At 70.3% G+C, this 11,903-nt stretch carries 9 protein-coding genes; 5 read left to right on the top strand and 4 right to left on the bottom strand.

Annotated features, from left to right (window positions below; all coding sequences use genetic code 11):
- Positions 1-210 precede the first annotated feature (210 nt).
- The gene (locus OXG55_05190) at positions 211-1,662 is read left to right on the top strand and encodes a hypothetical protein (protein MCY4102651.1); all 1,452 of its coding nucleotides are present in this window, start codon (positions 211-213) and stop codon (positions 1,660-1,662) included.
- A 13-nt stretch (positions 1,663-1,675) separates the two neighbouring features.
- Positions 1,676-2,428, top strand: coding sequence for a hypothetical protein (locus OXG55_05185; protein ID MCY4102650.1), 753 nt, complete (start codon positions 1,676-1,678; stop codon positions 2,426-2,428).
- Positions 2,429-2,528: 100 nt separating this feature from the next.
- Here OXG55_05185 and selB read toward each other — a convergent pair whose 3' ends face one another.
- The 4 genes from selB to OXG55_05165 form a co-directional block, all read right to left on the bottom strand.
- Positions 2,529-4,286: a selenocysteine-specific translation elongation factor gene (gene selB / locus OXG55_05180; GenBank protein MCY4102649.1), complete on the bottom strand. Its 1,758-nt coding sequence runs from the start codon at positions 4,284-4,286 to the stop codon at positions 2,529-2,531.
- Positions 4,287-4,519: 233 nt separating this feature from the next.
- Positions 4,520-5,938, bottom strand: a complete 1,419-nt coding sequence (selA, locus tag OXG55_05175; protein MCY4102648.1) for an L-seryl-tRNA(Sec) selenium transferase — start codon at positions 5,936-5,938, stop codon at positions 4,520-4,522.
- 21 nt (positions 5,939-5,959) lie between these two features.
- Positions 5,960-7,123, bottom strand: coding sequence for an acyl-CoA/acyl-ACP dehydrogenase (locus OXG55_05170; GenBank protein MCY4102647.1), 1,164 nt, complete (start codon positions 7,121-7,123; stop codon positions 5,960-5,962).
- Positions 7,120-8,301, bottom strand: coding sequence for an Mrp/NBP35 family ATP-binding protein (locus OXG55_05165; protein MCY4102646.1), 1,182 nt, complete (start codon positions 8,299-8,301; stop codon positions 7,120-7,122). The genes OXG55_05170 and OXG55_05165 overlap by 4 nt, the downstream gene beginning before the upstream one ends.
- A 152-nt stretch (positions 8,302-8,453) precedes the next feature.
- Here OXG55_05165 and erpA point away from each other — a divergent pair, with 152 nt between their 5' ends.
- The 3 genes from erpA to glnA all read left to right on the top strand — a co-directional run bounded on the left by erpA (position 8,454) and on the right by glnA (position 11,887).
- Positions 8,454-8,774: an iron-sulfur cluster insertion protein ErpA gene (gene erpA, locus OXG55_05160; GenBank protein ID MCY4102645.1), complete on the top strand. Its 321-nt coding sequence runs from the start codon at positions 8,454-8,456 to the stop codon at positions 8,772-8,774.
- Between the two features lie 5 nt (positions 8,775-8,779).
- Positions 8,780-10,327, top strand: coding sequence for a 2Fe-2S iron-sulfur cluster-binding protein (locus OXG55_05155; protein ID MCY4102644.1), 1,548 nt, complete (start codon positions 8,780-8,782; stop codon positions 10,325-10,327).
- 132 nt (positions 10,328-10,459) lie between these two features.
- Positions 10,460-11,887, top strand: a complete 1,428-nt coding sequence (glnA, locus tag OXG55_05150) for a type I glutamate--ammonia ligase (GenBank protein MCY4102643.1) — start codon at positions 10,460-10,462, stop codon at positions 11,885-11,887.
- Positions 11,888-11,903 lie beyond the last annotated feature (16 nt).

Raw genomic sequence — 11,903 nt, 5'->3', positions numbered from 1 at the left:
GCGGGCAAGAGCGCCGGCAACCTCTACGTCCAGGCCATCCGCTGGGCGTCCGACCGCTTGAACGGTGTCGGTGACGAGTCCGCTCGGCCGGGTGTCGTGGCGTTCGTCCACCCCAATTCGCTGTGCAACGGCACGTCCCTGGCGGGGATTCGAGCCGCCCTCCGGGACGAGTTCAGCGACATCTACGTCGTCAACCTCCGCGGTGACGCCATGAAGTCCGGCGACGAGTTCCGCCGGGAGGGCGACAAGATCTTCGGTGCCGGCTCCCGCAACGGTGTGCAGATCACAGTGCTGGTCCGCAACCCGGAGAGGGACCTGTCGCAGCTGGCGACCCTCCACTACGCCGAGGTGCCCGAGTACTCCAATCTCGATTCCAAGCTGGCGTGGCTGGATCAACTCGGCGACGTGACCGGCGACGAGTTCCAGACGGTGCCCCTCAACGACGAGCACCACTGGGTCAATCTGACCGACGGCACGTTCGAGCAACTGCTGCCGGTCTGCGCCCTTGGATCGCGAGATCAGAGGGGCGACACCGCAGTAGACGTCCATGCACTCGGCCTCGCTACCAACTGCGACGTGTACGTCTACTCCTTCAGCCGGACCGACCTCGTTGCCCGCATCAATGAGTTCATCGATGCCTACGAGGAGGCCCGAGAGTTCGTGCAGCTGGGTGTACCGATTGATGAGGCGACAGAGAACTATCAACTCGACAGGATCAAGTGGACCGGCACCCTCAAGCAATCCCTGAAGCGCGGCCACCGCATCGAGTTCGATGAATCCCGCATCCGGGAAGTGCTTTACCGACCGTTCACCAAGCTCTGGCTCTACGAGGACGATCGCATCCTGTCGTCGGTCAGGACCGTCTCAGCGATGTTCCCACGAGACAGAGAGGCACCGACCGACCGACCGAACGAACGACCGACCGACCGACCGACCGACCGACCGAACGAACGAACGAACGAACGAACGAACGAACGAACGAACGAACGAACGAACGAACAGTCCGGGAGTCTATTCCCCCGCGCCGATCCCGGAACGAGTTCCTCTGCGTGGCGTCACCGAACAATCGAGCCATCTTCGGCACGATCGCCACAGCTATCCCCTCCGATCTCAGCGCAGCCGGGACGAACCAGCCGACCCGGCTCGTCCCCCGGTCACGGCGATCCTGATGAGCAGCCCCTCGAATCGAACAAGGTTCGCGATTCTCGCGGCGATGAGCCTCCCGGACCTCCACGCGATCGATCCGGCCTGCCGATCGATCCCGCGTCAAGCGGTGCGCCCAACCTGACCGGGGGGGGGGGCCGTCAGTGCTCATCAATCTCACGCAGCAGCTCCCGTTCGGGATCGTCGCCGCCGACCGGCTCTTCGATCTCTGCGCCACCGGGCGGCAGACCCGCGGCCTACCGAGACGGAGGCGATCCTCATCTCGGGGACGTCGAACATGACCTTCCAGGCGCTGGCGACCGTGACGCTGCCGGACCTGGCTTCGATCAAGGGATCGCAGCAGACCAGGGCCGTCCCCCGCCGGAGGCGATCCTCGTGAGCAGCCCGGCGAACCGGACCAGGTTCGCAGTCCTCGCGACGGCGAACCTGCCCGATCTGAACGTGCTCGACGGCGGCGGGCGAGCGTCGCCCCGCTCGGGCCGTCGTGGACCGGTCTGAGGGGAGCAGGGCGGTGGCCGACACGCTTGCTCTGGGGTTCGATCTCGACGAACCGCAGCCCGACGAGGACAACATCACCGACTGGTGCCTCGAACGGTTCCGATCCCACTACGGCGACGACTCCATCAGCAAGGACGACATCTGGGAGTACCTGTACGGCGTGATGCACGCCCCCGACTGGCGGGAGCGGTACCGCCACGACCTGCAGCGCAACCTGCCGCGGGTGCCGTTCGCCCCCGACTTCGAGGCGTTCCGGGCCGCCGGCCGCGCCCTGATGGACCTGCACATCGGCTACGAGACCGTGCCGGAATGGCCGGTGGCCTGTCTCGTGGACGGAAAGCCGGACGAGGGTGGCGCCGACCCCGACGCCTACCGCATCGACGGTCGGATGCGCTGGGGCCGGGGCGAAGGCAGAACCGAGGACCGCAGCACCCTGGAGGTCAACGGACGGTGCCGTCTGGTCGAGATTCCTCCGGACGCGCACATCTACACCGTGTCGGGCCGCTCGCCGCTCGCCTGGGCCATCGACAGTCTCCGCCGGAAGCACGACAAGCCGTCGGGCATCAGCGACGATCCCAACGGCTGGCACGTCTGGGCCGACGAGCCGTTCAACCTGATCCGCCACCTGCGGCGCCTGATCACCGTCGCAGTGGAGACCACGAACATCGTGAGATCCCTGCCCCCGGCGCTGGCGGCTCCTGATGCCCAACCAGACTTACCGAGCGGCGGCGACGGTCCCTCCCCGCCGAGCGCCGACATCCGATGAGGCGAACTCCGCGCGGCCGCGCACACACCTAACGGCAACGAGCGGAGCGAGCCGCGGAGTGGATTCGTTTTCCACTTGGCGTAGCGGCGGGGAGCGTCTGTCAGTCGATGCCCCCATGTGGCGCTTGCCGGCCGGGGAGGCGGCGGCCGGCTATGCGGAGGTCGCCGCGGCGGCGGGTCATGCCGCCGGCGTCCAGAGCCGCCAGCAGCGGCAGGGCGTACTTCCGGGTCGTCCCGACGGCGTCGCGGAACTCGGCCACGGTGAAACCCTCAGGACACGTCTCGAGCAGCCGGGTGACCTCCTCGGTGGCCCGGTCGAGGGCGACCGCCGGGAAGATCACACCGTCCAGTGACACCACCAGCCCCCGTCGCAGCATCTCCCGCAACTCCTCCGGGGCCACCGCGGGGACGCCCGGCGCGGCCGGTTCGGGGGGCGAGAAGGGCTGCTGAGCCAGCGCGGCCAGGAACGGGTGCTCGGCCAGCGTGTCGGTCCGACGGGCGGGGTGCGCCCGTCCGGCTTCGACGACGACGTCGTCGAGGTGCTCGGCCACGGCGCGCTCCTGCTCGCTGAGGCCGGCCAAGTCGAGCCCCAGGCCCGCCGCGTCGGCGATCCGCGCCCGGATCTCGTCCTGCGTTTCCTGCAGCGTCACAGGGTCGACCACCCAGCCCGCGAGGTTCGGTGCCCGCCGCTCGCCGGTCAGGCGCCACAGGTCGTCGGGGCGCACCCAGCCGCGCTCGGCGATGACCCGGTCCACCGAGCGATCGGGCCGAGCGACCGCGGCGGGAAGGCGCGGGTCCACGTCGAGGATCTCACCGCCGCCGACCGTCTCGGCCCGCCCGCTCTCGCGCAGCACGAAGCGGTCACCGGGCCGCAGCGGCAGCCGGCAGGGAAGGTGCAGGCGCACTGCGCCCTGGCTGCCCGGCCGCAGCGACTCGCCTCCCAGGATGCGCATGCGCACGCTGAACTCGCCCGCGCCCAGGTAGGCCACGTAGGCGCCTCGCCGGCTCACCTCGTGGTCCAGCGATTCGAGCACGGCCAGGGAGGCGTCCACGGTGCGGGTCAGGTGCCACTGATCCTCCCGGACGACCACATGGCCGCGCCCCAGGTCGCCGTGGCTGACGCCGACGAGGTTCAGGGCGGCCCGACGGCCGGGACCCACGCTGGGTTGGGTGGCGTAGAGGCTCTGGATGGCGCGCACCCGCACGCGCCGACGTCCCGGCCGGACGACCAACTCGTCGCCGGTGGCGACGGTTCCGCCCGTGAGGGTGCCGGTGACCACGGTGCCCGCCCCTGGCGCAACGAACGAGCGGTCCACCCACAAGCGCGGACGGCCGGTGTCGGCAGCCGTAGGCGTGCGCGCCAGCAAGCGGTCCAGAGCCGCGGCGAAGCCGTCCATGCCGGTCCCCGAGACGCTGTCGGTCGCCACGGTCTCGGCGCCCTCCAGGAACGTGCCTGCCAAGTGGTCGGAGACGTCGAGGCGGGCGATCTCGACGAGTTCCTCGTCGACGAGGTCCACTTTGGTGAGCACTGCCAGTCCGCTGGCGATGCCCAGCAACTCGAGGATGCGCAGGTGCTCCTCCGACTGCGGCTTCCAGCCCTCGGTGGCGGCGACGACGAAGATGCAGGCGTCCACCGCGCCCACGCCCGCAAGCATGTTCCTGATGAACCTGATGTGACCCGGCACATCCACGATGGCGCAGCGTCGCCCGCTGGGCAGTTCGGCGGCGGCGAAACCCAGGTCGATCGTCAGCCCGCGGCGGCGTTCCTCCTCGAAGCGGTCGGGGTCGGTGCCGGTCAGGGCCTTGACCAGCGTGGACTTGCCGTGGTCCACATGGCCGGCGGTGGCGACGACGTGCACGGTGGCCTCGACTCGGGAGGACTAGGAGCGTGCTGCGTAATCCACGGGCAGCGCCGGCCGGGTGGCGAGAGTCCTGGATTCCGGCCTGCGCCGGAATGACGGATACTGGAAATGCCGCATTGTTCAGCAGTCTCCCAGGAGCGTGCTGCGTGATCCACGGGCAGCGCCGGCTGGGTGGCGAGAGTCCTGGATTCCGGCTTTCGTCGGAATGATGAGAGAGCTTGCTGCCTCACTCACGCGGGAGTCTCCACGGTGGCGCAGACTCGGCGGGCGGCGGCGGCCACGATGGCGTCGTCGGCGGGGTCGACGGTGCGCAGGTCCAGGTAGGTGCGCTGCCCGGCGACGCGGGCGATGACCGGAACCTCGTTGTCGCGCAGGGCCGCGGCCCGGTCGCCGTCCAGCACGATGCCCGCCGAGGGGATCTCGGTGCCCGGCAGGGTGCCGCCGCCGGTGGTGGCCGCCATGTCGCACACCTCGCCGACGCCGAGCGCCTCGGCGCGGGCCCGCAGCTCCGCCACCGGGCGTGTGGCCATATTCCAGAAAGGGATGTCCTGGCCGCGCCGGTGCAGGTAGGTGAGGGCCAGGGTCTGCAACTCGGCCAGCACCAGGCCGCCGGCCCGGAAGGCCCGGGCGAGGGGATGGCGGGCGCAGCGCGCCACCGACTCGGCGCTGCCGGCGATGATGCCCGCCTGCGGACCGCCGAGCAGCTTGTCGCCCGAGAAGGTCACCAGGTCGGCCCCGGCGGCGAGGGTCTGGCGGGCAGCGGGCTCGCCGCGCAGCCACGCCGGCGGCCCTCCCGCCAGCCACTGGCAGGCCTCGTCCAGCAGACCCGAGCCGATGTCGACCACCAGCGGCACGCCCAGGTCGGCCAGCTCGGCGACGTTGGGCGCCTCGGTGAAGCCCACGATGCGGTAGTTGGACTGGTGCACCCTTAGGCACAGCGCCACCTCGCCGGCCTCGGTGGCGGCCGTGTAGTCCCGACGCCGGGTGCGGTTCGTGGTGCCGACCTCCACCAGCCGCGCCCCGGACTGCGCCACGATCTCCGGCACCCGGAAGCCGCCGCCGATCTCCACCAGTTCGCCGCGGCTGACCGCCACGCCGCGCCCTGCTGCGAGCGCACCCAGCACCAAGGTGACCGCGGCGGCGCAGTTGTTCACCACCAGGGCGGCCTCGGCCCCGCAGAGCCGCGCCAGCAGGCCCCCGGCATGGCTGTGACGGTCGCCGCGGGCGCCGCGCTCGGTGTCGAACTCAAGGTTGCTGTAGCGGATCGGGGGCGGGTGCTTGACCGCGGTGGTCGCCTGCCGGTCCTCGCCGTCGGACTCCAGGTTGCTGTAGCGGGTCGGGGGGACTGGCGCCCCGACCGGCCCGACAGCCCCGCCCGGGGCAGCGCCCAGCGGCGCCCGACCCAGGTTGGTGTGCAGCAGAACTCCCGTCGCATTGATGACGGGGCGCAGCAGCGATCGCCCGATGGCCTCGGCGCGCTCGGCGGCGCTGCCCGGGTCGCCGGCGGCGATGGCGGCACGGGCGGCGTCAACCAGCAACCCGTGGGGCAGGCCGCTGGGGGCCAGGGACTGCGCCAGCGAGTCGACGCTGGGAGGCCGGGCCCCGTCCCCGGTCACCGATTGCGGCGCCGTGCTCCGGCTGTCGCTCACCGCGCCCACGCTATGTCCCCCTCACAGACCTCTCGGCAGGCCGCAGGACTCGGCGATGAGGCTGCGGGCCATCTCGTTGTTGATGGGGGCGATGCGGTAGATGCGGGTGTCGCGCCAGTAGCGCTGCATGTGCGTCTCGGCGGCGTAGCCCATGCCGCCGAGCATCTGGATGCCCAGGTCAGCGGCGCCGACGGCGTACTCCGAGGCCAGCACCTTGGCCATCGTGGCCTCGGTCCCGCAGGGCTCGCCGATCGACTGCAGCCAGGCGGCCTCGTAGGTGACCAGTTCCGCTTGCCGCTGCCACATCCTGATGTCGGCAACGTAGTGCTGCAGAGCCTGGAACTCGCCGAGCCGGCGGCCGAACGCCTCCCGCTCGGTGAGGTGGGCCACCGCCTCCTCCAGCACGCCTTCCAGCACGCCACAGCACAGTGCCGCCACCAGGATCCGCTCGTTGTTCAGCGAGGCCAGCAGCTGGTGCCAGCCGCGCCCGGCCTCGCCCAGCACCAACTCGTCGGGCACGAAGACCTCGTCGAGATAGACCTCGTAGGAGGGCACGGCCCGCATGCCCAGCTTGGGGATCGACGTGAGTTCGAGACCGCTCGTGGGCTGGGGGACCAGGAACACCGTGGTACCCATACTCGGGCGCGGCGGGTCGGGGTCCGAGCGGGCCAGCAGCAGCAGGTAGTCGGACTGCGCCGCCGCCGTGCACCAGATCTTGCGTCCGGAGATGCGCCAGCCGCCGTCGCAGCGCTCGGCGGTGGTGCGCAGTGCGCCCAGCAGGTCGGTGCCGCCGCCGGGTTCGGTCACCGAGATGGCGAAGCGCAGCCTGCCCGCGGCCAGGTCGGGGAGGAAGCGCTCCTTCTGCTCGTCGGATCCGAAGGTGCTGAGCGACTTCGCCCCGGCGAATGAGGAGATGCCCCAGATCCAAGTCAGCCCGGCGAGCGACCGTCCGAGTTCCTGGCACAGCAGCGCCTGATCCACCGCCGTCCCCCCTTGGCCGCCGTAGGCGGGATCGATGCCGATGGCATGCAGTCCGGCCGTCGTCATCCTGTCCCAGAGTTCGAACGGGTACTGTCCCTCGGCGGCCTCGAGGTCGCGGGCGACCGACTTGGGGCACTCCCGCTCCACCCAGTCACGCAGCATCCGGCGGAAGGCGAGTTGCTCCTCGCTGAAGCGGAAGTTCACGAAGTGCGTCGTTGCAGGCTGACGGGAGTCCCGGCCACGTGCGCGCTGCAGCCGGCGAGCGCGCCGGCCGGTACCAACTCCTCCACGAGCTTCTTGGCGATGCCGCGAATGGCCTCGGCGGCGGGACCATCGCCGAGCACGAACGGCTCGCCGGCGTCGCTGGAAGGCGACACGACCGGGTCGATCGGAACCTTGCCCAGCAGGGGTGCCCCGATCTCGGTGGCCAGCGCCTCGCCGCCGCCCTCGCCGAAGAGCGCATGCCGCGTGCCGTCGGGATTCTCGTAGGCGGTCATGTTCTCGATGACGCCGGCGATGCGCAGGTAGTTGTTGCGGCCCATGTTGGCGGCGCGCGCCGCGACGTTCTGAACGCTGCGCGACGGCGTCGTGACGATGATCATCTCTGACCGGGGCAGCAGCTTGGCGATCCCCATCTGCACGTCGCCGGTGCCCGGCGGCATGTCCACCACCAGGAAGTCCATGGGTCCCCACAGCACGTCCTCCAGGAAGTGACGCACCGCCCGGTTCAGGATGAGGCCGCGCCACATCAGCGCCGTCTGCTCGTCGTCCACCAGCAGGCCCATCGAGACGACTTTCAGCGTGCCCTCGCCGACCTCCCGGGTCTGCGGCAGGATCTTGCGTTCGGTCTCGGCTCCCTCCAGGCGGCCGGTCAGATCCAGCATGCGAGGCACCGAGTAGCCCCAGATGTCGGCGTCGAGCAGCCCGACGGTCATCCCCTCGGTGGCCAGCGCCATGGCGAGGTTCACCGAGATCGAGGACTTGCCGACGCCGCCCTTGCCCGAGGCGATCAGCAGCACCTTGGTGGTGATCGGGATCTCGGTGTCGGGCGCGTTCTCTGCGACGTTGCGCCGGGCGATGGCCATGGCCTTGGCCTTGCCCGCGGAGGAGAGCTCGGTCCAGGAGATGTCCACGCCGGAAACGCCCGGCAGGGATGCCACCCGATTGCGCACGTCGCGCTGGATCTGCGCCCGCAGCGGGCAACCCATCGTGGTGAGGGCGACGGTCACGGTGACCTGGCCGTTCGGGTCGACCTCGGTTCCGGCCACCATCCCCAACTCGACGATGTTGCTGCCGAGTTCGGGGTCGATGACGTCGCTCAGCAACGCCATGACAGCCTCGGTCGTCGGCGGTTGCGGGTCGTGTGTCGGGGCGACCGTCACGCCGCGAAGTCTACGGGGCGGTCCGCGGCCGGGGCCGTGCCGGCCACGAGCCGCCTCGGGTAGGCTGACTGGGCCGGTCCATGCACGGATCTGCGGATCGGAGCCCCTCCGGAGGCAACGATGAGGCGAGGCAATCGACCAAGGAGTGTTTCATGATCACGCTCACTTCCGAGGCGGCGAGCAAGGTCGGCGAGTTGCTCTCCCAGGAGGGCGAAGAAGGTCTGGCACTGCGAGTGGCCGTCCGCCCGGGTGGCTGTTCGGGGTTCAGCTACGAGATGTACTTCGACACCGAGGTCAACGACAACGACCAGAGCGCCAAGTTCGAGGGTGTTGACGTCATTGTGGATCAATCCAGCGCCATGCTGCTGCAGGGCGCCACCCTGGATTACAGCGACAGCCTGCAGAACGCCGGCTTCTCCATCGACAACCCCAACGCCCAGCGCACCTGCGGCTGCGGGCAGTCCTTCAGCTGACCTCCTTGCCGGCGTCCGCCGGCGACCACATCAGCCTTACTGTCGACGGTCGCCCCGTCAGCGCGCCCGCCGGTGACTTCTCGCTGCTGACGCTGCTGCGCGAGCACCTCGGTATCCGCGAGGTCAAGGACGGCTGCAGCCCGCAAGGGCAGTGCGGCGCCTGCACGGTGCTGGTGGACGGCGCCGCCCGGGTGGCCTGCGTCACACCGGCCCGGCGCGTGGCGGGTCGCCGGGTCACGACGCTGGCGGGCCTGGATCCCGCCCGGAGGGAGGTCTGGGCGGATGCCTTCTGCGCCACCGGCGCCAGCCAGTGCGGGTTCTGCACACCGGGCATCATCCTGAGGCTCGAGAGCCACACACGGCGCTCGCCGGGTGCTGATCCCAGCAGGGCTCTGGCCGCCCACCTGTGCCGCTGCACCGGCTGGCAGACGATCCTGGAGGCCGCCCGGGCAGTCGAAGAGGGGGCACAGGTGCCCGGCGGATCGCGCGACCTGGTTGCCGCCGCCCGCAGAGCGGTCATCGAGGGTGGGAGATCGCAGGTCGCCGGCCCGCATGTGGCGTGCGGCGAGGGAGGGTTCGCCGACGACTCGGCCCCACCCGACGCCCTGGTGGCGGTCCCGGCGCCGGATGGTGACTGGGTGTTGGGGGAGACGCTGGCTGAGGCACGCCAGGCGGCGGGGGCAGCCGAGGGACGGCGCAGCACGCTGCGCCCCACCCCGCCGCTGGAGCTGCCGCCGGGCACCTGGGACCGCACCCTGCAGACCTGCTGGAGCGAGCCGGCCTACCTGGAGCTCGATGCCTCGTGGTGCGTCCCCGGCGGCACACCGGCCGACCCACTTGCCAACGGCGGAGCCTTCGGTGCCAAGGCTCGGTCGGAGGCCCCGGCGGCGGCTCGGCGGCTCGCGGGGGAGACGGGCCGGCCGGTGCGAGTCCTGTACTCCCGTCCCGACGCCACCCGCCTGGGGCCCAAGCGCCCGCCGGTTGCCGGTGGGGCCAACGCCGACGGCACCGGTCGGCTGGCCGTGGCGCGGACACCGGGAATCGTCGAGGCCGTCGCCGCGGTCGCACCCGGCCTGGAGGTCACCGAGGTGGATATCGCCGGACCGCCCACGTCGGCGGACCTGCGCGCCGCCGGTGTGCTCGAGGCGCTGGCCCTGCTGGCCGGCGCCCGCGGGACGGCGGATGCGGTCCGGTTGCCCGGAGGAGGGGTGGCCACCGCGCACGTCGGCGAGGTCATCGCCGTGGAGGTCGACTGCGGGCAGCCGCTGGACGAGGTCGTGCTGCGGTCCTACTGCATCGGCGCCGCCCACATGGCCTACAGCCTCGTGACCGCCGAGGCCATCGCAACCGACGAGTCCGGCGCGGTGGCGGATCTCACGGTGCGATCCTTCGGCGTGGTTCCGGCGTCGCGGATGCCTGCGGTGGACGTGCGGATCGTCGGCAGCGATGACGAGCCGGTGAACGGTTCGGACGCGGTGTTCGTGGCGGTCGCCGCCGCCACCTGGTTGGCGAGGGGCTGCCCGCCGACCTGGCCCACCGACCGGCGATCCTGAATGCCGCCGGATTGCGCGATCCGGGACGACCGGTACCCGCTCCGGGCAACATACTCCTAGACTTCCGGCAGTCTCCAGCCAATGTCGCCGGGGGACGCGCACGAGCGGCACCGGACCGACTGGAGGGTCACAATGACAACTCCCGCTGAAGTTGTTTCGCGCCTGGCAGTCGAGGACATTCAGTTCGTGGACATGAGGTTCACGGACGTTCCCGGCACGCAGCATCACTACACGCTGCCGGCGCACGAACTGACCGGGGACGTCTTCGCCGAGGGGCTGGGCTTCGACGGCTCCTCGATCACCGGCTTCCAGACCATCGACCGGTCGGACATGCTCCTGATCCCCGATCCCGACACCGGTTTCATCGACCCGTTCTACAAGCACAGGACCCTGGCCCTGCTGTGCACCGTCTACGACCCGGTGACCGGTTTCGAGTACTTCAAGGACCCCCGCGTCGTGGCCAAGCGGGCGATGCGCTACCTGCACGGCACCGGTATCGCCGACACCTGCTACGTGGGGCCCGAGGCCGAGTTCTTCATCTTCGACGGGGTGAACTACCACAACGAGCCCTACGGATCGGCGTACGAGGTGCGTTCGGTGGAGGGCATCTGGACCAGTGGCGACACGCTCGATGCCCGTGACGATCCGAACCTCGGCCACAGGATCCGCTACAAGTCGGGCTACTTCCCCCTGCCGCCCCTGGATCGCCACCAGGATCTTCGGGCCGAGATGGTCGCCACCCTCGAGGCGTGCGGGGTGGAGGTGGAGTTGCACCACCACGAGGTCGGCACGGCCGGGCAGGCCGAGATCGACATGCGCTTCGACCACCTGCTGGCGATGGCCGACAAGGTGCAGCTCTACAAGTACGTGTGCAAGAACGTGGCGGCGCGGGCGCAGAAAACCGTCACGTTCATGCCGAAACCCATCTACGGCGACAACGGGTCGGGCATGCACGTGCACATGTCGCTGTGGAAGGACGGCGAGACGCTGTTCTACGACCGCGACAACTACGCCGGCCTCTCGGAGTTGGCGCGCCACTTCACCGGGGGCGTGCTGGCCCACGCCCCGGCGATCCTGGTGTTCGCGGCCCCGACCGTCAACTCCTACAAGCGACTCGTCCCGGGATACGAGGCGCCGGTGAACCTGGTGTACTCCGAGCGGAACCGTTCCGCGGCCATCCGTGTGCCGCTGGTCTCGGAGAGTCCCGCCGCCAAGCGCATCGAGTTCCGGTGCCCCGACCCCTCCGCCAACCCCTATCTGGCTTTCGCCGCCATCCTGCTCGCCGGTCTCGACGGCGTGCTCAACGGCATCGAGCCGCCGGATCCTCTCGACAAGGACATCTACTCGCTGTCGCCGGAGGAGTTGGCGGGTGTGGCGACGGTTCCCGGCTCGCTCGGCCGGGCGCTCGACGCGCTCGAGGAGGATCACGACTTCCTGCGAGTGGGCGGGGTCTTCGGCGAGTCGCTCCTGGAGTCCTACATCGAGGCCAAGCGGGAGGAGATCGACACGGTCGGCCTGCGCCCGCATCCCATGGAGTTCGAGCTGTACTACTCGATCTGACCCGAACATCCCCCGG

It is taken from the genome of bacterium (assembly GCA_026708055.1).
Taxonomy (GTDB): domain Bacteria; phylum Actinomycetota; class Acidimicrobiia; order Acidimicrobiales; family CATQHL01; genus VXNF01.
Note: the sequence above shows the minus strand (reverse complement) of the source record. Positions and strands in the feature narration are given on the sequence as shown.